Annotated in this window: 17 protein-coding genes and 1 pseudogene; 4 read left to right on the top strand and 14 right to left on the bottom strand. The window is 42.0% G+C overall.

All coding sequences use genetic code 11. The features are described from left to right. Positions 1 to 38 precede the first annotated feature (38 nt). Entirely contained in the window at positions 39 to 1,136 is a 1,098-nt protein-coding gene (locus tag G548_RS0111715; RefSeq protein ID WP_022794344.1) for a M20 family metallopeptidase, read from the top strand. 34 nt (positions 1,137 to 1,170) lie between these two features. On the opposite strand, the gene G548_RS0111710 is transcribed toward G548_RS0111715, so the two are convergent. From G548_RS0111710 to G548_RS19230, 3 genes are all read right to left on the bottom strand, one after another. Continuing rightward, positions 1,171 to 2,253 carry an alpha/beta hydrolase gene (locus G548_RS0111710; protein ID WP_022794343.1) on the bottom strand — a complete coding sequence of 361 codons (1,083 nt, stop codon included), beginning with the start codon at positions 2,251 to 2,253 and terminating at the stop codon, positions 1,171 to 1,173. 256 nt (positions 2,254 to 2,509) lie between these two features. Further along, a complete protein-coding gene (locus G548_RS0111705; RefSeq protein WP_022794342.1) occupies positions 2,510 to 3,028 on the bottom strand; it encodes a hypothetical protein in 519 nt (172 codons plus the stop codon). A gap of 196 nt (positions 3,029 to 3,224) precedes the next feature. Then, a complete protein-coding gene (locus tag G548_RS19230) occupies positions 3,225 to 3,527 on the bottom strand; it encodes a hypothetical protein (protein WP_156847939.1) in 303 nt (100 codons plus the stop codon). A gap of 27 nt (positions 3,528 to 3,554) precedes the next feature. Here G548_RS19230 and G548_RS0111700 point away from each other — a divergent pair, with 27 nt between their 5' ends. The 3 genes from G548_RS0111700 (at position 3,555) to G548_RS0111690 (ending at position 6,474) form a co-directional block, all read left to right on the top strand. Further along, complete coding sequence (locus tag G548_RS0111700; RefSeq protein ID WP_022794341.1) at positions 3,555 to 4,031, top strand: universal stress protein; 477 nt, start codon at positions 3,555 to 3,557, stop codon at positions 4,029 to 4,031. Positions 4,032 to 4,077: 46 nt separating this feature from the next. Beyond that, positions 4,078 to 5,535 carry a DUF2254 domain-containing protein gene (locus G548_RS0111695; protein ID WP_022794340.1) on the top strand — a complete coding sequence of 486 codons (1,458 nt, stop codon included), beginning with the start codon at positions 4,078 to 4,080 and terminating at the stop codon, positions 5,533 to 5,535. 231 nt (positions 5,536 to 5,766) lie between these two features. Further along, positions 5,767 to 6,474 carry a Na-translocating system protein MpsC family protein gene (locus G548_RS0111690; protein WP_022794339.1) on the top strand — a complete coding sequence of 236 codons (708 nt, stop codon included), beginning with the start codon at positions 5,767 to 5,769 and terminating at the stop codon, positions 6,472 to 6,474. A 1,073-nt stretch (positions 6,475 to 7,547) separates the two neighbouring features. Here G548_RS0111690 and G548_RS0111675 read toward each other — a convergent pair. From G548_RS0111675 to hsdR, 11 genes and pseudogenes are all read right to left on the bottom strand, one after another. Then, complete coding sequence (locus G548_RS0111675; protein WP_022794336.1) at positions 7,548 to 8,669, bottom strand: PQQ-dependent sugar dehydrogenase; 1,122 nt, start codon at positions 8,667 to 8,669, stop codon at positions 7,548 to 7,550. A 136-nt stretch (positions 8,670 to 8,805) separates the two neighbouring features. Beyond that, entirely contained in the window at positions 8,806 to 9,750 is a 945-nt protein-coding gene (gene trxB / locus G548_RS0111670; RefSeq protein WP_022794335.1) for a thioredoxin-disulfide reductase, read from the bottom strand. Then, the gene (arsC, locus tag G548_RS0111665; protein ID WP_022794334.1) at positions 9,728 to 10,177 is read right to left on the bottom strand and encodes an arsenate reductase (thioredoxin); all 450 of its coding nucleotides are present in this window, start codon (positions 10,175 to 10,177) and stop codon (positions 9,728 to 9,730) included. The genes trxB and arsC overlap by 23 nt, the downstream gene beginning before the upstream one ends. Before the next feature lie 47 nt (positions 10,178 to 10,224). Further along, entirely contained in the window at positions 10,225 to 10,569 is a 345-nt protein-coding gene (locus tag G548_RS0111660) for an ArsR/SmtB family transcription factor (protein ID WP_022794333.1), read from the bottom strand. Positions 10,570 to 10,656: 87 nt separating this feature from the next. After that, positions 10,657 to 11,631, bottom strand: a complete 975-nt coding sequence (locus tag G548_RS0111655) for a Gfo/Idh/MocA family protein (protein ID WP_022794332.1) — start codon at positions 11,629 to 11,631, stop codon at positions 10,657 to 10,659. A gap of 194 nt (positions 11,632 to 11,825) precedes the next feature. Continuing rightward, the gene (locus G548_RS18065) at positions 11,826 to 12,797 is read right to left on the bottom strand and encodes an Ltp family lipoprotein (protein ID WP_022794331.1); all 972 of its coding nucleotides are present in this window, start codon (positions 12,795 to 12,797) and stop codon (positions 11,826 to 11,828) included. 349 nt (positions 12,798 to 13,146) lie between these two features. Continuing rightward, positions 13,147 to 15,930, bottom strand: a complete 2,784-nt coding sequence (locus G548_RS18060; protein WP_022794330.1) for an AAA domain-containing protein — start codon at positions 15,928 to 15,930, stop codon at positions 13,147 to 13,149. A 429-nt stretch (positions 15,931 to 16,359) separates the two neighbouring features. Continuing rightward, a pseudogene (locus G548_RS0111640) lies at positions 16,360 to 16,599 on the bottom strand (TCP-1/cpn60 chaperonin family protein); the annotation flags it as partial. A 207-nt stretch (positions 16,600 to 16,806) separates the two neighbouring features. Next, on the bottom strand, positions 16,807 to 18,246 hold the full coding sequence (locus tag G548_RS18840; RefSeq protein ID WP_022794328.1) for a restriction endonuclease subunit S: 1,440 nt from the start codon (positions 18,244 to 18,246) through the stop codon (positions 16,807 to 16,809). Beyond that, entirely contained in the window at positions 18,239 to 19,714 is a 1,476-nt protein-coding gene (locus tag G548_RS0111630) for a class I SAM-dependent DNA methyltransferase (RefSeq protein ID WP_022794327.1), read from the bottom strand. Before G548_RS0111630 ends, G548_RS18840 begins: the two co-directional genes overlap by 8 nt. Continuing rightward, positions 19,714 to 22,893, bottom strand: a complete 3,180-nt coding sequence (gene hsdR, locus G548_RS0111625) for a type I restriction-modification system endonuclease (RefSeq protein ID WP_425411524.1) — start codon at positions 22,891 to 22,893, stop codon at positions 19,714 to 19,716. The genes G548_RS0111630 and hsdR overlap by 1 nt, the downstream gene beginning before the upstream one ends. Positions 22,894 to 23,109: the final 216 nt, after the last annotated feature.

The following is a 23,109-nucleotide window of genomic DNA, read 5'->3' as shown; positions in this document are numbered from 1 at the left end:
GGTAATTTTGATGAAACACTTTTACGAGGAGGCTCAGCATGGATGAAACTATCCCTCTACTGAAAACATTAATCGGCTACAACACCTCGAGTCTTTCGGGCGTTAATGAAGCAATGGATTTTTGCGAAAAATGGATGGCAGCCCGCGGGCTCGAAATACAAAAGCATGAAAATAATGGCCACCTGATGCTTGTATGCGAAGTCGGAAAAGGAACTCAAACCCTTATCCTCAATGGGCATCTCGACGTTGTTAAAGGCAAACAGGAGCAGTTCACTCCCTACGAAAAGGATGCGAAGCTTTACGGGCGCGGTTCGGCCGACATGAAAGCCGGGCTTGCGGCTATGATGACGGCAATGGTACGCCTGAAGAAAACCCCGCCCGACTGCAAAGTGCAGCTTCAGGTTGTTCCCGACGAAGAAACCGGTGGCCGCAACGGCACCGGTTATTTGGTTGATACCGGGCATAAGGGAGATTTTGTTATCTGCGGAGAACCTACAGGCCTTGGAATTGCTATCCAGTCCAAAGGCGTGCTGCAGCTTGATATTATCGTTGCCGGCTCCTCGACGCATGGCAGCCGTCCCTGGGAAGGAGAAAATGCAATCGAAAAAGCTTTTGCACTCTATGAGCGTATCAAGCAGCTTCCTTTTTCTCAGGAGCGTTCAGACATGTACGCCCAGCCCTCTATTAACCTGGCCAAGATCCAGGCGGGGACCGTCTATAACAAAGTTCCGGCCAAATGTGAGTTTTCGCTTGATATCCGCTATCTGCCCGATCAACTGCCGGAAGATATTCTCCAGCAGATTAACAGTTTATCTAATGATGAAGTATCTGTGCACATCTGTAACGATCCCGTAAACACGGAAGTTGATAATCCATATGTAAAAACGTTGTCCGAGTCTGTTATCCGGCACACTCAGCTCGAAAAGGTGAATATTTTCGGCCAGCATGGATCCTCAGACGGACAGTATTTTACGGTTTACGGTGTGCCAGCTGTAGAGTTCGGTCCCGTAGGCTATAACTGGCACGGTGATAACGAACTCGTGTACACAAGCTCCATCCCTGAATACGAAAATATTTTAGTGGATTTTGCCGAAAATTTTTCTGCTGTGCAGCTGCCAGTAGTTAATAACGATTAAAAAATAGGAACGGCTTGGCTGCCGCTCCTATTTTTTAGTTGCTTTGTGTATTGTTTTGCAGTACTTCCCGGAAGTGGATGGCCGTTTCCCGGACCGCATCGGCGGCCTGTGGATAATAGCCCAACTTCTTTAAAAACGTGTGAGCCATCCCTTTGTATTCAATATAGCGTACCGGGCTTTCCTGCTTCTGCAGCTTCTTCGTAAACTCTTCTCCCTGAGGCCGGAGAAAATCAAATTCAGCTGTAACGATCGTCACCGGCGGATATTCCACTTTTTTATCATTCCGCAGTGGAGATACAAGCGGCTGGTCGAGCTCTTCAAGATCTGTAACATACAGTGACTGAATAAAAGATAACGATTCCCGCATTGTTACAAGCTCCTGGCGCACGAGTTCTTTATCCGGGCCCGGATGGTACTGCTCCATTTTCCGGGCCCCACCGGACACATCGTATAAATCCAACAACGGGCATAATAAGCTCAAGTAACAAATATACCAGGATTTCTTCCTGCTCAAGTGGTAGACTCCGAGCGCCAGATTGCCTCCGACACTATCGCCGACAAGTCCAATCCGGCCTGTATCTGCCCCGAATTCCTCTGAGTTTTCGTGTACGTACTGCACACTGTCAAAGCAGTCATTCAGTCCTTCGGCGTATTTGTGTTCCGGGGCCAGACGGTATTCCACTGCCACAACTACGGCTTCCGTCTTTTCCGCCAGCAGTTTGCATACATTATCCATTACGATTTCGTCCCGTTCAAAGAAACCCCCGCCGTGAAAATAAATGAGCACCGGCTTGGTGCTTTCCGACCGGTTGTATATTTTCAGCTCCACGTCCCTGGTTTCCAGGGAAATGAGCTTTGTTTCCGCACGGATACCGGAGCTTAGATCGTGATTATCCTGTTCTTTACGGCTTCGGATGACTTCGAGATCGTCATGTGTCATTGGGCGCCTCAACTCTGGCTCGTGTTCCTGTTCCAGAAATCGTTTCACCCTCGGATCCAGGCCTTCTTTTTCCTCCAAAAATGGAATGCTTTTCGTAACTAATTCTGCGCTCCCCTCTTTTTTCAGGGAAGTATTTTCCTGTAAACGCTCAACAAGTTCTTCGTGGCTGTAGTCCATACGTGTAGAATCCCCCTAAATGAGAATAAAACAAAATATATTATTGCACATTTATTTCCTAATTACCATTCCCAGAAATCCATTTATTTACGCCTGGTAATACCATTTTCACTATACAATAGATTATAATAAATTTTCCCCGTGCGAAGGCTGCTCGAAACACTGAATCAAACGTTCATGTGGGCAAGAAAAAAAGGAGACCCGGACCGGGTGTCCTCCCTGTTCGCTTTCATTGATATCCTCCGGGCTCTTTCACCTATTCTTCAGGTGCCCGGTCGACCTGCTCAAGCACTTTATCGCTTTCGGAAATGCTTCCATTATCAAAATGGGTGGCACCAAACAACGGAGCCTCATTGTAATCGTTAACGTACTCGTCCAAATCATGATAAATACGGTGCGTCCAACGGGCAGCCTGCTGAACTTTTTCTTTTTCAGGCTTTGTCTCAATCACCTGCTGCCAGCGGACAGCATTATTGAAATCCTTCTGCAGCCTCGGATCATCAATTTTGTCTATTACTTCCTCAGTATCTTCAATCCGGGCGCTGATACCGCCAAAATCGTCCGCCGTCACATTATCAATGGCCCCATACCCGGTTCGCTCGTTCCAATATCTATGAGCCTGCTGTATATGAGTGCTCACTTCTGTATGTATACCGGAAACGTCTTCTGTTTCTTCCTTTGGTTCCTTTAACACGACGCCATCCTCTGTCGTATTCTTTCCCAGGCTGAACGGAGTAAAGAAGTGCAGCAGTGCGAGCACTCCTGGTATAATCAAAAGACTAACCCCTGCGACTATGCCCACTGTTTTCAAAGATAGTTTTATGATGAACTCCCCCAGCTGTTATCTCTTCACTGATAGTGTACCTGCTGGACACTTCACCGGCAAGCGATACCGCTGCCTAAAAATATGTTTTAAGCTTTCCACTTCCGGTTATGATAATATTATGGTAAGATCTTAATTGGTCATTTCATTAAAGGTAAATAAATCCGGCAGGAATGCTTAGATATAAAGCTAAAGCATAAGCCACAAAAGAGGTTTTCCTCCTTTGTGGCTTTTTTATGAGACGGCTCTTTCCCCGGGGGTGCTGATTTGAATAAAAGCAGAACCTTTTTCTACCGCCGCCAGCTTTCGCCTTACTTTTCTTTCTTACGGAAATGCTAAAACAATATTGATTCACCAAATAATCGATGATGGCAGCAATGTTGGGATAATAAAGCCCTTTAACATAAGCCGGAAAAAGAGACTTTCTTTTTCTGGCTTTTTTTATTGTCAAAATTCATCTCTGGAAAGGAAGAATGCTATGAGTCGTTACAAACGGATACTCGTTGGTCTCGATGTCCTTGAAACCCCTTCCTACAATGCTTTCGAAGAAGCATGCGCTATGGCCCTTGAACACGGGGCGTCTTTAGTGCTTGCCTTTGTTTTCGAGGAACGCCGGTATGCGAATTTGCAGCGCATCGATCCTAAAGGCGTCCGCCACCTAAAAGAAAAGGCCGTTTATCATCTGCAGGCCTACAAAGAGGAGGCAAAGCGTAAAGGCATCAGGGAGGTGGAAACAGCGGTCGATGCCGGTGTTCCGGAAAAACGACTGGCCCGTCACCTCTGTCTTACGTACCGCGCCGATTTAATCCTCGTCGGAGAGACCGGGGGGCCTGCTTTCGAACGTATCCTTCGCGGCAGAAGGTCCCGGACTGTAGCCGACAAAGCATCCTGTGAAGTACGGGTTGTCCGGAACAGCCAGCTGGCTGCCTTGGATGCCTATCCCCGGACAGAATAGCCTAAAAATTTGATCTGCATTACCACAGTAAAGAAAGGAGGCAATTGTGCAGCGCTTAACACCTAAATTCATCAAAAAAATACAAAGTATGTCTAAGACTCAGCGCTGGTATGAACTCCGCTCAAGCTTATGGCCGCTCCCAATGATCTACACTGTGCTTGCAGTGGTGGCAGCTTTTGCTGCCTACGGTATTGAGTTCGGGCTTCAGCCAGCGCTGCCTCTGGGATCTTTTTTTACCGCTGATTATGCCTTAACAGAAATGATATACAGTACGCTTGCTTACGGTATATTAATGATTCATGCTTTTACGTTCAATATGATTTTAATTGTTTTAACCAGCTTTTCCGGCCAGTTCACTCCCCGTGTTCTCTTCAGCTTTATTGCAGACCGCCGGACCCTGCATGCCATTGGTGTTTTCAATTTATCTTACTTTTATATTCTTATTAGCTTTTTTATGCTGAATTCTTCTATCAGCGAATATGTTATTTTTCCAGTCCTCGGGGTTACTGCCGCTTCAGTATCTGCGATCAATTTTATTTTGTTTATTAATCATGCTGCCAAATGGATGCAGGTGGCAAACCTTACCAACAACCTGAACGAACGCTCTCAGAAAACCATTACTGCTACGAATGAACGGGATTTACAAGAACACCGCCCCCATCCGCAGAAAAAATACCATCTTCCTCAGGATTCGCCGGTTTATTCCATTGCCAGTTCCTCCGGAGGCTTTCTTCAGCTCGTTGATTTTAAACGTCTGATCGCCCAGGCAGAAAAGGACGGACTCGTTGTGTATCTTGAACGGAGAGTCGGCGATTATCTGCTTGAGGGGGATACGCTGTTTTCCTATCAGCGTTACGGCGAAACGCCAAATACTCCTGTAAATGAACAGATGTACCTGCAGTTTTTGTTTATCGGCCATAAAAAAACAGAAATGCAGGATATGAATTTCAGCGTAAGAAAATTAACGGAGATTGCCTTAAAAGCTATCGGAAATAACGAGCCGTCTACTGCAGAGGATGCTATCTACCGGCTCGCTGAATTAATCAGCTCTATTTCCGGCACCGCCTCCCATAGACCATACCTGGTCGATGCAAAAGACGAGGTACGGGTCGTAATGAAGGAAAGTACTTTCGCCTATTACGTATACGCCGCCTTCTCTCCTATTGCAGAAGCCGCTAAAAAAGATATTAAAATTACCAACCGCGTGCTTGAGTCTCTTCATCTGCTTGCCGATTCCCTTGGGGGAGAAGCAGCAGGCGTGTGCTGGCATTATGCCCAAAGCATTGCCCGGAACTTTGAAGGCAAAATGTCGTTTGACCATGACCGGATCCAATGCTTCAGCTACCTCCGGGCTGTCTCCGAGGCTGCCGGGCAGCACGAAGCCTTCAACAGCCTGATGGAAGAGCTTGAAAAAGGCGAGCATCTAGAGAAAGATACCGCTACAGCTTCTCCAGTCCTATATGGCCATGAACAAGAACGCGAAAAAGCTTTCAGCGACGCTTGAAAGTGTTTTTCTAAACAAATTCTGGGTATAAAAATAAAAAGTTGTACTATTCAATTGCTTTAACCCGGGGCTTTTGTATATTACTCCGGGGAGGTGAGGCTGTTGATTACTCATGGCGGCAGCTCTGTCACCGCCTGTACGCTATAAAAGCGCCAGGTGCTGCCAAGCCGCAGCTGTACTTAATCAACTGCATCGGTTTAATCAATTCAAGAATGAACAAGAGGTGAAAATATGGCCGAACATTCTGCGCCTGAACAAATAGAAGCACAACAAAAACAAATCGGAAGCTACCTCGGCAGAGTGCTTCGCGATCATTTCGGCAAAGGCCCCGAATCCGTCTATGTTAGCGTCGATCCCTGCTGTATTGTCATGCATATACGTAAGTTTTTATCTCCAATTGAAAAAGTGATGCTCGACCAGAGAGACAAAAGTGCCGTGGAGGAATTAAGAGAAACCATGATGGCAAAAATGCTTCCTGAAATCGAGCATTATATTTCCAACCTCCTGGATATCGAAGGCTGGGAGTTCTATTTTGACTGGAACATCGAAAACAAATCGGGAGTCATTACCGCCTTCCATCCTGATAAACTGAAAGAAAAGCAGGAAAAGAACCGCACGTCGCGCCAGGAGGATATTAAGCAGGCGATCCAGCGTGTCAGTGAAGAAGTAGGAAAAAGCCCGGATGAAATCACTGTCCATCCCGTAAATGAACGAACGATGCTCGCCGTACGCACGGGCGGCCTGATTTTAATTGAAAAAGAATTAATCAGAACCGGCCATTTGGATATTTTGAAATCAACGAAGCGTCTTCTTGAAAAAGAAGAACTTTATAAGGAAAAATTTGATTCTATATTTGGCACCACAGTCCGCGATATTTTCGTGGACTGGGACTTTGACCGTGACCGTAGCCTCGTCGTCTTCATTACGGACCCTGTATAGCATACAGACTGTAGGCAATCGTCGTTTTTTAAATCTGCAGCCCCGCTCAAAAAAATGTCGCCGGGCATTACTATGTATATAAAAAAAGACATCTTGTACAGAAAGAAAAAAGCCACTATAACTAGAGGTAGAGGAAATCATATTTTTAGAATATTTATCATTTCCAACCAATAACGGCTCCGAAGCAAAGACGAGAATGCTTTTGCTTTAAGCCATTCCTAAAAGAACCCTTCTTTAGGAATGGCTTTTTTTGTACCTTCAGACCCTGAACAAGCTTCATAGAAGGACTATCCAGCCTTAAAGCATTATTACTATAAAAGAAAGGAGCAGCGAACATGATAACCACTTTAATCATAGCCGGCTATTGTGGCCTTTGTTTTACCCTCCTGGCTAACCCATTACCGCCTAAAAAATAACAGGATCATTGCCTGAAATTGTTTGCTGAAACTCTATTTAGGGGCCTCCTTTGCAGTATCCATTCGCAGGCAAAAAGGCTGAAGCAACAAATACTGGTCGCTTCAGCCTTTTTTTATTACTCCAGCATTCAATTTCCTTTATCTTTCCAATAGCCAAAGTAAGTTCATAATGAGTCGGACTTTCCGGTAAAAGACTTATGCCGGCTGGTTTTTGTAGTTATTGGATATTTTTCGTCCAGGAAGCTTCATTGCCTGTGAAAGAATCGGCGAAATCATGGGAGGCTGTCTGTTTCAATTTTCTCTGCGTCATTATACGATAAAATGCATGGATATAACTCATCGCGTCATGCCTCCTTTAAATTCATAATTAAAGCCTATGTTTAATTTAAGGGAAGCCTTTTTTCATTACCACAAGTTAGTAAGAATACCTCACGAATTTTCTGAAAATTTCGTAAGCACCTATTTATCCTTTTACGTAAAAAATTAATATAAAAGCCCGGGGAGAGGTGAATCTAACCTTCTTAGACCGCTGTATTTAACCCAGGGCTTTTGAAAATTAATTTAAACCTCTGCTCTATTCGAAAACTCAAGCTTTTTCCGGCAAAAATTCACTGTACAGTAGTATTGCCTGCCAACCAGCTAAATTACTGTAAATAACTATTCATCCAAAGTGAGCTTCAGCAGACGGTCATCGTTTTCTGCCGGCGTCCCTCTTCCGTCTGTGTTATGTGTAAGAAGGTAAACATCTCCCTCTTCGGTTTTAACGTCCCGGAGCCTGCCTTCTCCTTCAAATACAGCACTCATCTCTTCTGCTTCTTTATTAAAGGCATACAGGCTCTCACCTCGAAGTCCTGCTGCCAGAAGAGTGTCCTCGAAAAAGGCAGTACCGGAAGGCGCCCAGGTAGTATCCCCCGATTGAATCACCGGGGTTTCCAGTCCTTCTGCCGATTCACTGCCGGTAATTTCCGGCCAGCCGTAGTTAGTTCCAGGCTCGATTATATTGATTTCATCCTGGGCATTCGGTCCATGCTCCGAGCTGTACAGCTGGCCATCGCTGTTCCATGCGAGTCCCTGCGGATTACGGTGTCCATAGCTGTACACATAAGAATTCTCAAACGGGTTATCCTCCGGAACCTCTCCGTCGACCGTCATTCGCAGTATACTGCCCGCCAGGCTGTCTTCATCCTGCGCAAGGGAAGGCTCGTCCGAATCCCCGGCGGTGGCATATAAATAACCATCGGGCCCGATTTCCAGCCGGCCTCCGTTATGAATCCGGCTCCCCGGAATGTCATCAAGCAGCACCTCTGTTTCATTCCATCGGCTGTCTCCCCGCTCCACAGCAATCACTCTGTTGGCGAGCCTCCCATCATTTTTACGGTACGTGTAATACGCATAGCCTTCCGAAGAGTCAGCAAAATCCTCGGCCAGTACAAAGCCAAGCAGGCCGCCTTCCCCTTCATTTGCTACTTCATCACTCGTATTAAGCGAAAGGCGTTCTGTTTCTCCACCACTCACCTCGATTACGTCGCCCCCGCGGTTGGTCATATAGTATGTGTCTTCATGAATGTTTAACGACCACGGGACATCAAGATTTTCCGCCACCACTTCTACGTCCCAGTCTTCTGTGTGTGCTTCAGAAACTGAACCCCCAGCCTCCTTAGTCTCTCCGGCATTTTCTTCTGGCCCTCCATCGTTATCCTCCGCACTGCATCCCGTGAGAAACACTGCTCCGAAGACCAACAGGCTGATTGTATTTTTTCTGAATGGATGGATTATCATTTCACCTCTCCTTTCATGAAAACAGCATAAGCCTTTGGATAACCACTTACTTTTATTATAATACTACCATAAAAAAACGCCCTGGCTGCCGAATGGCTGCCAGGGCGGTTAATCATAGATTACCGGGTCGGTGCGCTTACACTTCGACCGCGTTTTTCAGTTCTTCCACGTACTGCTGCGCCGTCTGCGCCGCAAGGGACCCGTCGCCGGTCGCGGTCACGATCTGGCGCAGGAATTTGTCCCGGATGTCGCCGGCGGCGAACACGCCCGGAATCTTCGTTTCCATTTCCTCGTTCGTTTCGATATAGCCCTCGTCGTTCGTGATGCCGAGGTCGAGAAACGCGCCGTTCAGCGGCAGCAGCCCGATGTAGATGAACGCGCCGCTCGTGGCAAAGTCGTAGTCCTCGCCGGTTTTCAGGTCCGTCAGCGTGACGCTTCCCACCTTGCCGCCGTCGCCGTTGATCGTTTTCACGACCGTGCTCCACTTGAAGTCAATCTTGTCGTTCACAAACGCGCGCTGCTGCAGGATTTTCTGCGCCCGCAGCTCGTCGCGGCGGTGAATGACGGTCACCTTGTCGGCAAACCGGGTCAGATATACCGCCTCCTCGACGGCGGAGTCGCCGCCGCCGACGACCACGATCTCCTTGTTGCGGAAAAAGGCGCCGTCGCATACCGCGCAGTAGGAGACGCCGCGGCCGCCGAGCTCTTTTTCGCCCTCGACGCCGAGCTGCTTGTACTCCGCACCGGTCGCGATGATCAGCGCGCGCGTTTTATACACTTTATTGCCGGCGTAGACGGTTTTGTACTCCTTGCCGTCCTCGACGCGGGAGACGTCGCCGTAGGCGTACGCCGCGCCGAACTTCTGGGCGTGCTGGAACATTTTCGTCGACAGGTCGGGCCCGAGAATATGGTCAAAGCCCGGGTAGTTTTCCACGTCCTCGGTGTTGGCCATCTGGCCGCCGGGCACGCCGCGCTCGAGCATGAGCGTGTCCATTTCCGCCCGGGAGGCGTACACCGCCGCGGTCATGCCGGCCGGACCGGCGCCCGCGATAATCACATCATAAATCCGTTCTTCCGTCATAAAATGACTCCTTTCCTTCTTCAGCAAATCTCTGAATACGGTTTTTAACTTCATCACGTACACGCTGGAAAACCATCCAGCGTTCGTCCTCTGTACCCTCTGCTTTTGCGGGGTCATCAAAGCCCCAGTGCTCCCTCTTCACGTGCGGTGGGGTCATTGGACACTTATCGTTGGCATCGCCGCAAAGCGTGACCACCATGTCCGCATTGTTTAAATACTCTGGATCGATCATGCTCGACTCCTGCGTGGAAATATCGATGCCGACTTCGTTCATGGCTTCGACCGCTTTTGGATTAAGGCCATGGGCTTCGATACCGGCACTCCGGACCTCCCAGTCATTTCCCAGGAAATAATGACCAAATCCTTCTGCCATTTGGCTGCGGCAGGAATTGCCCGTACATAAAAAATACAATTTCTTTTTGGTCATGGCTGCATCCTCATTTCACAAAATATTAATTCCAGTGGAGATGATCCTCAATCGCAATTAATACGCAGACCGTCCCGCTCCAGCTGCTGCAGCTTTTCATTTTGATCTGGCACATGCCGGAGTATGTCCTCCACCATTTCTGCAGAAGGATGCTGCCGGTTAAACGAATAAAAAATCCAGTGTCCTTTCCGCTGTTCTTTGACCAGGCCGGCGTCCCGGAGCTTTCTAAGATGCTGGCTCACCGATGACTGCGACATCTGCAAGAGCTCCACGAATTCACATACACAGCATTCGTGGTTCTGTACAAGGCCGACAATGGAAAGCCGCGTGTTGTCCCCGAGCAGCTTCAGCACAGAAGCGGTATCCCTGATTTCCGGTTTGATCTTTTCCATACGTTCACCTACCATCGTTTTATTATATAAGCATATGCTAATATAAAATTCGCCAAACGTCAATAAATAACGCTCAGCAAAGACCTTTTAATAATATTCTTTTACTAATTCCTCCATTACCTGATTAGTACGGAACGCCGTTTTGCCAGTGCTTGGGCAGGCCCCTTTCTCAAGCAGTTCATCAATAATAGATTGAATATGGTAATACTGAATATGCTTTGGATGCTCGATATAAAAAGACTCTTCGCCGGCTTCGTTCAGAAGGATAATCGGCTTGTCGTCAAACGTCGAGAACTTTATTTCCCCTTTTGTGCCAACAATACGGTTATCGTCTTCTTTACTATAGGAGGAAAAATTCCATACACCTATCCCGACAGCCCCGCTTTCAAATTTCCATGTGCCGCTCACCGTATCTTCAGCCGGATAGGAATCAGCCAGATTGATCGCAGAACCCTTCACATCGCTTAAAGGTCCGAGCAGATAATCAAAGAGATCCAGTGTATGAGAGCCTACATCATAGAATAGCCCTGCGCCGCTCTTTTCAGGGTTTACCCTCCACGGCCATTCTCCGCCTTCATCTTTTTGAACGATGGGCTGGGTCTGCTGAACAGAAGCAAAACGCACCTCTCCAATGCTTCCGGCATCCAGCAGCTCTTTCACCTTTCGAAAACGAGGAAGAGATCTTCTATAGTAGGCAACAAACAGCGGTACGCCGTTATTTTCACAGGCTTTTATCATTTCTGCACATTCGTCAGTACTGCCTGCCATCGGCTTTTCCACATATACCGGCTTCCCGGCTTCGGCAGCCATGATCGTATATTGCTTGTGCGAAGAAGGCGGTGTCGCAATATAAACGGCATCCACTTCAGCGTCATGGATAAGCTCCTCCGCTTTATCGTACCAGCTGGGAACCCCGTGACGTTCCGCATAGTTCCTCGCCTTTTCTCCATTTCTTCTCATCACCGCCTGCAGGGAGCTGTTTTCGGCGAGTTGAAAGGCAGGACCGCTTTTCACCTCTGTCACGTTACCGCACCCTATAATGCCCCATCGTATGTTTTTCATATCATTTCCTCCCAAATGAGATTCACGTTACGGATTTTGCATATATAAATCGAATGTCCATATTAAATCATATACTAATCATAGATTATAAAGTAATAGAATACTAAAAAGGATAATCTCCCTTTTATTGTAAAAGCCATTACCTATGAATAAAGGGAGCAGCTTTTGCTGTTCCCTTAAAATCAATATGTCTATTATAAACCAACCTGGCCGGCAGCATAGGTGGCATGCTCTGTGCTGAACCCTTCAAAGGTCAATTGATCAATTAGACCCTGCCTTGAAAAAGAACTGTACTCCAGATAATCCTCGGCCTGAAGCACTGCCTGTTCCTGCCAGTCCACTGAGACGTTTGCCACGCCATGAGCCGCCTCCGATGAACTGAAACCGTCATATTCCAATTGCTCAATCAATCCTGATTCGGAGAATGCAGTGTACTCCAGATAGTCCTCGGCCTGGCTGACCGCCTGCTCCTCCCAGTCAACTGAGATGTTTTCTACAGCATATGTTGCATCTTCCGTGCTAAAGTCCTCATATTCCAATTGCTCGATCAACCCTGATTTAGAAAAGGCCGTATATTCCAGATAGCTCTGAGCCTGGCTCACTGCCTGTTCCTGAGAAACAGATCCGCTAGATTCTTCAGCCTCACGTTCCTCCTCTTCCCTTGCTTCCTGCTCGGCTTCCTCCTCAGCCTGGCGCTCCTCCTCTTCCCTTGCTTCCTGCTCGGCTTCTTCTTCAGCCTGGCGCTCTTCCTCTTCCCTTGCTTCCTGCTCGGCTTCCTCCTCAGCCTGACGCTCTTCCTCCTCCCTTGCTTCCTGCTCGGCTTCCTCCTCAGCCGCGCGTTCTTCCTCTTCCCTTGCTTCCCGCTCGGCCTCTTCCTCAGCTTCACGTTCTTCCTCTTCCTTTGCTTTCTGTTTTTCTTTCTCTTCATTATTCTTTTGCTTATCAGCTTTTTGTTTATCTGTAGCTGCTGTGGCATCTTCTGGTTCCAATTCAGCAGCATCTTCGGCCGTATTTTCCCCAGCTATTTCTGTAGAAGAATCAGTTGGAACTAGTATAACAAATAAAATTAATGCATAAATAATAGAAGCTGTAATCATCTTCCACTTCACCCCCGAACGATACCCCGGAATCCGCTTATACCATTTTTTCTTTTCTTTATACCTCATTAAAATCCCTCCTTTTACATATATTGGTTACATTTTATCATGGTAAAGTAAAGCTGGCAATACACTGCCGGAGCGCCTTTAGTTGATTTTGACTGCATTGAAGAGAAGGTCTGAAGGGGGTTTATTGAGAACTTTACGATTAACGGATTCTTCGAGTGTCCTATTTACTTTTTAGCGATTAAGTTGATCGTCTAACAGGTACTAACGTTCGCAATTATATGAATAAAAACCATAAAAAAGCTTCCCACAAGTTCAGTGAACTTATGAGAAGCTTAAAATAGAGCAAATCAAAACTAACAATTCCGGCTAGAAACTCTTTGAAAATAACTTCTCTTAGTTATATTTATTTTTAAGTTATAATAATATTTTTTTGTAATTCATTTTTTGCTACATTAAAGTATTCCTGATTTCCCCAAGTATATTCATTTCCAATCACTATAAAGTGGTTTTTTGCTCGACTCGCTGCTACATTTAATAAATTAGGGGTCCTAGAGGCCCATTTTAAAGGACCTTGATTTTGGTCAGCTACTCCCAACACTAAAATAACTAAAGGTGCTTCCTTGCCTTGAAATGTATGTACTGTGCCTATTTTTACATTTTTTAATTTTCTAGAATCATGTATTTTTTCTAATCCTTGTTTCACACTCACAAATGGAGTAATAATAAAACATTCTTTGGCGGCAGCCTCTGTAAATCGTTCAGCTATCGCTAATGCTTTATGAGCTTGTTTTTCTATAAAATGATCTCCTTTTCGACTAGTTTCTCCTGCTACGTGTATCCACTGACTCTGATATTCCGATTTTTCTTTAAAATTATTATGGGCTTTTGTTCCAAAAATCATTTTATTTTGATAAGTGGTTTCGTTACAGATGGTAAACATAGGTTCTTCACAGCGACGATGAACTCTAAGAGGAGAGCCCAGCCATATAGAATTACCCTCGGTATCTTTCATTTCTCCTCCATACAAGTTATTTAAATCGGCGAATTCCTGAACACTTACCTCTGGACGGGCAAGTGTGTAAAAATAGTCTTTCTTGCTATCTAATTTAGTATTGTACTCAGCTATATATTTTAATTTGTCAGTACTCAAGGTTACTACTGGAGGGACTTGTAATGGGTCTCCGACAACGATTGTTCTTTTGGATCTCCAAATAGCTCCGACCGCTGCCTGCGGAGTAGCTTGCCCTGCTTCATCTATAAAGAGCCATCCTATACTTTCTTCTTCTAGATCCTTTAAAAACCTGGCGACGGAAGCAAAAGTAGTAGAAAGAATGGGACTTAAAAGAAAAATAGTATCGTACATTGTTTGAATAAATTGTTCACGTTGCTCAGAATTCATGTCTCTTTGTAAATTAGCCTTGTTTCTGCCGTTTAGGAAATACGTTTTAGCTAACTCTACGTTCTTTTTTATTTTGTCCCGGTTATCATAAATAAATTTGTGATAATCATTCATTGCAATACCAAATAAAATACTTCTATCCGTGTTAACCAGTGGTTCTTCATCAACGTTAATATATTGGGTTTTCGATTTTTGCCAATTGGAATCATTTATATCGTCAAAACCTGTTTTAGCTTCTGCTTTTTTTATTGTTTTTTCTATTCTTTTTTCCACATTACCCAATGATTCCATCGTTTCCTGCTCAGACGATAGTTCATTTTCAAATATATGTTGAATGTCTTCAAAAAATTCCTCTATGTTTTTTCGTTTCCCCATTGCAGCGGAAACTTTCCCCCATCTTGTATTATCATTCCCCAAAAATGTGTAGCCTTCCTTGAGGAGAGTATCATCATGAGGCAAATCATTACTAATATTTTCAACGGCTGCGTTATTATTTGAGGCCACTAATATACGATAATCCTTCAATTTTGGATGAAACGCATAATACACATCCTGATCCCCTTGACCAAATTTTTCCTTACTAATAATGTTTTCTTCAGTTTTTAAGAATTTCACTTTATCTAACAGAATATTTGCAAAGATATCTTTTAATAAAGTTGTCTTACCAGTGCCTGGAGGGCCATTAACAGAAAAAATAAAACCTTCTTCTTTACTGTACTTTTCTAAGATAATATTCAAAGCTACTTGTTGCATAAGGCCTAGGGGGTACTCAGATGGCCACTTTGCAGATGGAATCTCTTTTAAAATTCGTTTGCCTTCCTCCACCGAAGATTGGCTAAAAAAGTCTGTTTTATGTGGCGATTGTTTAACTCTTTTCCAATTTTCAACGTCCAAATAATTACTTAGTGCATTTCCAATCTTCCCTTTTTTAATTGCTGACTTTATTTTTGTTAAATCTTCTAAGAAAAAACTATTCACTCCCACAAAATTGTCGAATGTTAATTTTATATGTTTTTCGTTTAAAGGAGATTGCGCAAAACGTAATACCCCATTTTCGTCGTTTATGTAGTTTGTTTTAATATACGCCTTGAGCACACCTTGTATAATTTCTGTAAGTTTATGCCAGTTAGTAAAACGGAGGTGAACGAAAGCGATACTCTTTTTAAATTCTTTATCTTCTTCATTCTCAATCAATAAGTTTTTATCCATTGTGCCGTAATTTTCATTTTTAATTGTTTCTATAATAGATTGCTCTAATTCCAATTTTAAATCTTCTAACGTCTTATCTTCTTTAAGAAAAAATTTTAAAATCGGGCTTACTACAAGAAAATCATTCTGCTCTTGATTATCCTCGATCTTAAGCATATGGTTCAATTTTATATGTAATAAAAAAGTATTGGGGGCGGATGCATTATCTTGAAATGCCTCGTCATTATTTACCTGTGAAGCAAAATGACGTAATATCTCTTCTTTCGCTACTGGTAAATAAAATATAGAAGCATTTTTTTCCTTCAAAAATTTACTTCTTGTTTTTCCATTCTTTTCTTCTAGAAACATTTCCATCTCTTTTAAGGGTTTACCATCTTTTCGTACAAAATTATAAGATTTTATCATTTCTTCTTTTAGAAAATAGTTTTCTAATTGAGCTAAGGTTATATGGTTTTTATCACAATCCATAAAATTATAATGCTCTAATACACTAAAATAGTTGATTAACTCTTCTTCTGTTTTTGGTGTTGGTTTATTATTCAATAGGTTTTTAAAAAATTCATTTAATTTTTCTAACATACTCATTGTACCTTCTCTTTCACTTAAAAATATTTTCACATCAAATATGAAATAAATAGCCCAAGATTACTTATAATTAAACATACTTTGGATACTCATGGATATTAAATACTATTATTTCAAAATTAATCCAATTACACAATTGCTTTATCCCGTAAACTATCAAAAATCTTACCTGAGAACCTTTGCTTAGAAATGAATTATGATTGCTAAAAATTTATTATGAATACCTTTAGGTACAAACTAAATAAAAAAGCTTCCCACAAGTTTAGTGAACTCATGAGAAGCTTAAAGTAAATCCTATTCAAATGTTAGCAAAATGCGAGCATTCTGCTCATGTTCATTAAAGCTAGGTTATAGCATGGGATTGAGCGGAGCCCGGACGCAAGCCGCGACGTCCTGTCGCAGCGTCCGGGTGACCAATATCCTGTTGGCCTACATCATGCCGCCCATTCCGCCCATGCCACCCATGTCTGGCATGCCGCCGCCGGAACCGCCATTTTCTTCTGGGATATCGGCGATAACTGCTTCGGTTGTCAGGAACATAGAGGATACGGACGATGCGTTTTGCAGCGCGGAGCGGGTAACTTTTGTAGGATCGACAATGCCTGCTTCGATCATGTTTACCCATTCGCCGGTCGCTGCGTTGTAGCCGTGTCCGACTGCTTCTGTTTTACTAACAAATAATCTTCTTACTTAGACTACTTCCTAATATATCTATATTATTATAATCTTAAGGTAGTTGTTGCAAAATGTAAAGCAGTTTATTTAGAACTTTTATATTATTAGAAATGCTCTTTAAAAGTATTGAATCTCATTTAATACTTTTCCAAGAAAGCTGTGTAAAGCTCGTCATTTAAGTTATAACCAAATCTTTTATATCTATTTTTGTTCTAAGATTTTTGCTAATAACTGTTCAATATTTTCTTCAGAAGGGTCATTCGTTCCCAATTTGCCTTTAAAAGCCTTAGAAAGAATAGTTTGTTTGATTAAATCTAATTTCTTGTTTAAATGTAAAATCTCTTGGAGTGCAATTTCTTCTTTTAATAGCAAGTGATCAAGAATTTCTACAATTTTATCTTGTTCTTTTCTAGATGGTATGGATACACTTTCTTCCATTAAATTATTTCGATTGAGTGTAGGGATGGCTGTACTTGAACTAAAGGATTCAAATGGAAAATTTTCAAGGTAATAATAAACAAACTTTTTATTATTACCATTGAAACTTTCTACAAACAAGGAAGTATTCAATGGCCAATAATCTTCCTCGATGTAAAAAACATTACCTATTGAACCACTTCTTCCAGTAGTTACTCCTGGACCACTAATTTTATACTCATTATGGAAATCAATTATACCTCCTGCTGAAACTATAGGATATTTACCTTCTTCTCGTTTATTTGTAGGTAAATCAAAACCACGTTGCAGTATACAAAGGTGGCTAAAAGTCGTATTCACCCAGCCCTTTGGCATTTTTTCATTATTACTTATTGCTCCTCTATTAACACTAAAATATTTAGCAATAGCAGGCTTTTTAGGAGGTCTTTTTCCTTCTATTTTAGCTATTTCACACTCTTCTTCATATAATTTCATTATTATTTCATGTGACTCTAAAATATGTTCATCAGCAGACTTCTCAATAATATTTTGGCTTCTCCATTTACCTGTTAATTCTCCCTTGAGAGCCTTATCTATTATAGCGACTCTTCGAAGTTCAAAGGTTTCTCTCGCTTCATCTATAAGTTGTTTCGCTTCATCCACTTTACTTAAAAGAAATTCTACTTTATTAACAATTCTTTGTTGTTCTTCTATTGGCGGTAGCGGCAAAGGTATGTATGACAAATCCTTTTTATTAAACCCTGATTGAGCTGAGCGAGATATTTTTGTCAATGGTATTTGAAAATGAAAAGATTTTAACAACCAATACAAATATTTAGATTCAAATAACTCAGATCTAAAAACAACCTTTGCTAAAGCAACATTGTACGCCCCTTGTAATCCAGTTAGAATCTTTCCTAATGAAGCTCCGTAACGAGCTATCAGGATGTCCTCTTTATTTACTTTTCTTAATTTATTAGTATCGGGCACAAAAACTTTATGATTATCAGAAGTGAAATCTCTAATTTGTATAAGTCTTTCATAACCCTCTTTTGGTTCATTTTCAAAGTCGCTTTTGGGGGGCTGTGTTCCTCCTCTTACATCAAGTAAAGAAGTAAAATAAAAATAAATCCAATTATCGGGAATAGAAGTTGGTATTTCTTCTTTAGAAACTAAGGCATTTTTCAGTAATTTTTTTATTGGTTCTATTTGTTCCTTACTCATTTTCAAAAACTCCTGGGGTCTCTGCTACGTTTTCAATTTTTTTGTCTTTATTATTACCGTTCTCTACTTCTCTTAGCTCCTCCACTACTTCATTTAGTAATCCAACGGCACTGTTAAGCTTACTAATAACCTCTTCTGTTGATTCAATTGGTTCTGGAAGGTTCTCATACAAAGCTAGAGAGTCGTCAGCGATTAGTCCTACGTTTAAATTATCACCTTTTTTGTGAATATCTTTTCGGGTAAATACATTCCAACGTTCATCCTTCACTTCATTCCTATTCTCAGCCAAATAAGCATTGTTAAAGTTTTCAAAGTGCTTTTTCATTAATGGCGTTCGTTTTCCAAAATTAGGCATATTGGTTCGCATATCATATACCCATATTTGCTCAGTGTTTTCTTTATCCTTCTTCCCCCTTTTAAAAAACAACACATTTGTTTTTACTCCTTGAGCGTAAAAGATACCTGTAGGCAAGCGCAATATTGTATGCAGATTACACTTTTCCATTAAATCTTCTCTTATCTTAGCTCCTTGGCCACCCTCAAATAAAACGTTGTCTGGTAATACTACAGCTGCCCGTGCCTCGCCGTCTGGCTTTAATGAGCGGTAGATATGCTGAAGGAAATTTAACTGTTTATTTGTCGAAGTATAAGTGAAATCATCACGTGTTGGTCGCTCTCCTCCTTGTTTTGTTCCAAACGGAGGGTTTGTCATCACCACATCATAATTTTTTAATCCTTTACCAATGTCAGACAATGTGTCACCTAATTTTATATCTCCTTGGATATCGTGCAGCATAGCATTCATTAACGCTAGACGGTGTGTGTCTTTGACTAACTCTACCCCTGAAAAAGCTTTATACTTTTGAAATTCCGCTTCTAGTTGACCAAGTTCAAAATAGTCATCCGTTTTTTCACGTATGTTCCGATCCGCTGCAATCATAAAACCAAAGGTTCCAGCTGCTGGGTCATTACAACGCTCGCCTGGCTGCGGATCTACCAGTTTAACAATAGCATCGATAAGTGGTCTTGGCGTAAAATACTGTCCCGCTCCAGACTTTGTTTCGCTGGCGTTCTTTTCTAACAGTCCTTCGTATAAATCACCTAGACCTTCTTCTTTTGCGCTATACCAGTCTAAACCGTCAATAGAACGTACGATCTTTTCTAAATTTTTCGGTTCATCGATATTGGTTTGAGCGTTTACGTAAATTTGACGAAGTGTTTCATTATCTTCCCGGCCTAAATCAATCAGTAGGCGCTGATAATGTGTTTTTAAATCAATACCGTGCATTTGCATTAAAGAATCCCAACGATATTCTTCAGGAATAATCTGCTCATTATTAGTTTCTTTCATCATTTTTAAAAATAGCAAGTACGTTAATTCAGTAACATACTGATGGTAGGTAATTCCATCATCTCTTAAAACATTACACAAACTCCATAATTTCTGTACGATCTCTTGGTTGCCCATTATGCTTGTTCCCTCTTCTCTTCATTGTATAAAGCATCGTTAATAGTATAAACGATCTCATCTAATTGACGGTTAAAAATTTTATCCAGTTGTTTATATCCGCCTTTACTTTTAAATGGTTCTGATTCAAAAGCTCTTTCTGGATCAGGGTCCAGAACAGATTCTTTTAATAATTGTTGTTCAATTCGCTCGAGCCATTTTCTTTGCACAGGAGGCCAATTCTGCATTTGATAGACACGTTTCATAGCTGCTTTGATCCGTTCTTCATGACTAATGAGAGGATCTCCTAAAGCTTGCTGACGAATAAAGCTAATGATATCTGCAGCAATTTCTTCATTTTTCGCATCGCGCCAAGCCGTTTGTAAACTTGTTTCGTTATATCCGTGCTGGTCCAGAGTTAACCGCAGCTCACGAAGTTGTTCTCGAGTCAGGTCACTTGGACGCGTACAAACCAATTGTAAAGCCGGGATTTCATTCATATTTTCCTGAATAAACTGATTGAACTCTTGTAGATAGTCTTCAGGTTTGTCAGCTTTTCCATATCCTCTTCTCACAGCTGTGATTTCGTCTTCATGTGTAGAAATATATTGCTTTGAAGGCCTTTTGCGATTTTCATCTAAATAATTCACTACTTGTTTATTACTTTGAAGCTTCTGGATGACTTCGTCGGCTGGCGCTGACTTTATCCAATCCACAAACTCATGAATCGACTCTCCCCCATTTAATGATTGGAAATCCTCGATCTCTTCTTCCATCCACCGCTGCTTTTTCCGTTGAATCTTTGCTATTAGTTCTTCCTGATGTTTTTTTCGGTTTTCAGTACCTTCTATTTGTTCCAATTCCTCTAACAACTGATCCACAGACACTGTAGGATTCGCTACTACTGGTTTCATATCCGTATATGGTTCTAATGCTTCGTATAAACCTACAGCATCGAAAATTGAGAAATGATCTTTCCCAATTTCGTCTGCCCTTCTTGTCGCACGACCAAGCATTTGTTCATATAGTATACGCGAGCGTACTGTTCTTAAAAACACAAGATTGGAAATTTCAGGCACGTCTATACCTGTGGTTAATAGATCCACCGTTACTACTATATTAGGTAAACGCTCATTTTTAAAATGACGAATAGCGGAGGAAGGGTCTTTGATAGAACCAGTAATTTTCATTATAGCATTATCTTCTATTGGGCCATGCAAATCTTCCAGTTCTTCTTTTAATATACGCACTATCATATCTGCATGATCATCTGTAGCTGCAAAGATTAATGTCTTACTTAATCCTTCTGGATCTACATAATTAGTCAGTTCTTTTAGGATGACTCTGTTGAAACTTTCTGTAATAACTTTTTTATTAAAATGGGCAACGTCCAGGTCAATTTCATCTTCCAAAACTTCTTTTTCGATTTGGCCTTCCAATGTATTATATACTTCTACTTCTTCACCGACTTTCCAGTGAATACCTTCGTTTTTTAAAACAGTCTCGAATTGGAAAGGTGGCCCATGGTCAATTAAATAACCATCGATAACCGCATCACGATAAGAATAAGTATACACGGGAGAACCAAATATATCTCTTGTATGCAAAGCTGGTGTAGCGGTTAGCCCCACCCGCACTGCATCAAAATATTCAAGAACTTGTCTATACTTACTTACATATTCCTGATGATCACGAAACGTCATTTCCACATCGGACATTTCTCTATCTAACGTATATCCTCGGTGAGCTTCATCGATAATAATACAATCATACTGATCGATAGTTGGTTTTTGCGAATCATCTTCATTGTAGAATAAGCGACGAACCATTCCCTGCACGGTAGCTATTTTTACTTTAGTTTCCTCTTCCGGTTGAATATCTTTTAGCGTCTGTAAATTAAAAATTTCAGTAAAAGACATGTAACTTTCCAATTTTGAATCTTTAAAGGCTGCTTCCGCTTGTTCGCCTAACGCTGAACGATCGACTAAAAATAAGATACGATTAAAGCGATTATGTTTAATCAAACGATAAATCAAACCTATAGCCAGTCTAGTTTTACCAGTGCCAGTGGCCAGAGCAAGCAAGGCTTCCTGCTTCCCATTTTCCAAGGCAGTCTCAACGGCAGTAATTGCATCTTCCTGATAAGGGCGCAAGTTCAAATAATCAAGCTTCTCCTGGCGAAGGTTCTTTGTCGCTAATTCAACATCTTTCTTTAACAATTCTTTCAGACCATTTGGGGTATACCACCCTTTTAGTGGTCTAGGATGATTTGTAGATTTTCGAGCATCTAAAAACCAAATTCCCGATTTTTCTTCTACTTGTTTAAAGTATGGACGACCATTTGTAGCAAACAAAAACGGCACACGATACTGTTCATTTGGTGAATTTATAATTTCTTCTCCACGCTGTGAAACATTCTTTGAATATTCCTTTGCTTGCTCAATATCGGATATGATGCTTTTATTATGTCTTTTTGCTTCAATTACACCTATAAGTTCCAATCCACAAAAAAGCGCATAGTCTGCATAACCTTTACCCATGGGCCATTCTGCGATAGCCTTATTTTTATTTTTCTCTGGACGACTCCCTTTGCTATACCTAACAGCTTCTGTATCAGCTACCCAGTCGGCATCACGAAGCTGTTCATCAATCATTACTCGCGTCTCTTCTTCAGTTAGCTCTAAATTCATGCTAGCTTTTCTAGCTCGACGATGCCGCTGTTCTTTTTTTTCAATATTAACATGTGTTTGGTCTTGTCTTAACTCTTCCAGCTCACTTTCAAGGCCTTTTACTTTTTCTTCATATTCATCGGACAGCTGGCGTAAGTCTTCTTTGAGAGCACTGTCTTGCTGTGGTGTTACAAATTCGAAAGCTTCGAAGTCCCATTCTCCGTATACTTCCATCATCCATACAGCAAAACGGTGAGACATCTGTAAAACTAGCATTGCTTCTTGTGTGCTGCCGTATCCAGGCTCATGAGCTGCTTTATTTCCTTTTTTGCGTACTGTATGCAAAATTTCTTGTAATTCTGGATGAATAAGATCTTCTTTTTTTAATAATTGAATACGTTGCACTTGAGTTGTGCCATACTCTTCTTGGATTTCTTCAAATGCTAGTATGTATTTTGTAGCTGTTTCTGCAAGCACTCGTAATTTAAGCAACGTTGTATTTGGATCATCATATACATTCTTTTCTGCCATTTTCCCCAGTTTTGCTAACAAATCCCATTTAAAAGAGAGAAAATCAAAATTATTATTGTTCAAGACACACACCTCCATGAGATATAAAGCTACAGATTCAACATCGAAATCAATACAATAATATAATTCTAATTTTACCCTTTCAATAACAATTAGGCAAATAGTCCTGAAAAACCAAATATTATTTGTGTGTAAATTATGTTTTATTATAATAAA

Source organism: Marinococcus halotolerans DSM 16375 (assembly GCF_000420725.1).
GTDB classification, from domain to species: Bacteria; Bacillota; Bacilli; order Bacillales; family Marinococcaceae; genus Marinococcus; species Marinococcus halotolerans.
This window is presented reverse-complemented; position numbering and strand designations above follow the sequence as displayed.

Bases quoted from the DNA above. Each gene is read 5' to 3' on its own strand.
- G548_RS0111715 (WP_022794344.1), top strand. From the start codon at position 39: ATGGATGAAACTATCCCTCTACTGAAAACATTAATCGGCTACAACACC.
- G548_RS0111710 (WP_022794343.1), bottom strand. From the start codon at position 2,253: ATGGACTACAGCCACGAAGAACTTGTTGAGCGTTTACAGGAAAATACT.
- G548_RS0111700 (WP_022794341.1), top strand. From the start codon at position 3,555: ATGAGTCGTTACAAACGGATACTCGTTGGTCTCGATGTCCTTGAAACC.
- G548_RS0111690 (WP_022794339.1), top strand. From the start codon at position 5,767: ATGGCCGAACATTCTGCGCCTGAACAAATAGAAGCACAACAAAAACAA.
- G548_RS0111675 (WP_022794336.1), bottom strand. From the start codon at position 8,669: ATGATAATCCATCCATTCAGAAAAAATACAATCAGCCTGTTGGTCTTC.
- trxB (WP_022794335.1), bottom strand. From the start codon at position 9,750: ATGACGGAAGAACGGATTTATGATGTGATTATCGCGGGCGCCGGTCCG.
- arsC (WP_022794334.1), bottom strand. From the start codon at position 10,177: ATGACCAAAAAGAAATTGTATTTTTTATGTACGGGCAATTCCTGCCGC.
- G548_RS0111660 (WP_022794333.1), bottom strand. From the start codon at position 10,569: ATGGAAAAGATCAAACCGGAAATCAGGGATACCGCTTCTGTGCTGAAG.
- G548_RS0111655 (WP_022794332.1), bottom strand. From the start codon at position 11,631: ATGAAAAACATACGATGGGGCATTATAGGGTGCGGTAACGTGACAGAG.
- G548_RS18065 (WP_022794331.1), bottom strand. From the start codon at position 12,797: ATGAGGTATAAAGAAAAGAAAAAATGGTATAAGCGGATTCCGGGGTAT.
- G548_RS18060 (WP_022794330.1), bottom strand. From the start codon at position 15,930: ATGAGTATGTTAGAAAAATTAAATGAATTTTTTAAAAACCTATTGAAT.
- G548_RS18840 (WP_022794328.1), bottom strand. From the start codon at position 18,246: ATGAGTAAGGAACAAATAGAACCAATAAAAAAATTACTGAAAAATGCC.
- G548_RS0111630 (WP_022794327.1), bottom strand. From the start codon at position 19,714: ATGGGCAACCAAGAGATCGTACAGAAATTATGGAGTTTGTGTAATGTT.
- hsdR (WP_425411524.1), bottom strand. From the start codon at position 22,893: ATGGCAGAAAAGAATGTATATGATGATCCAAATACAACGTTGCTTAAA.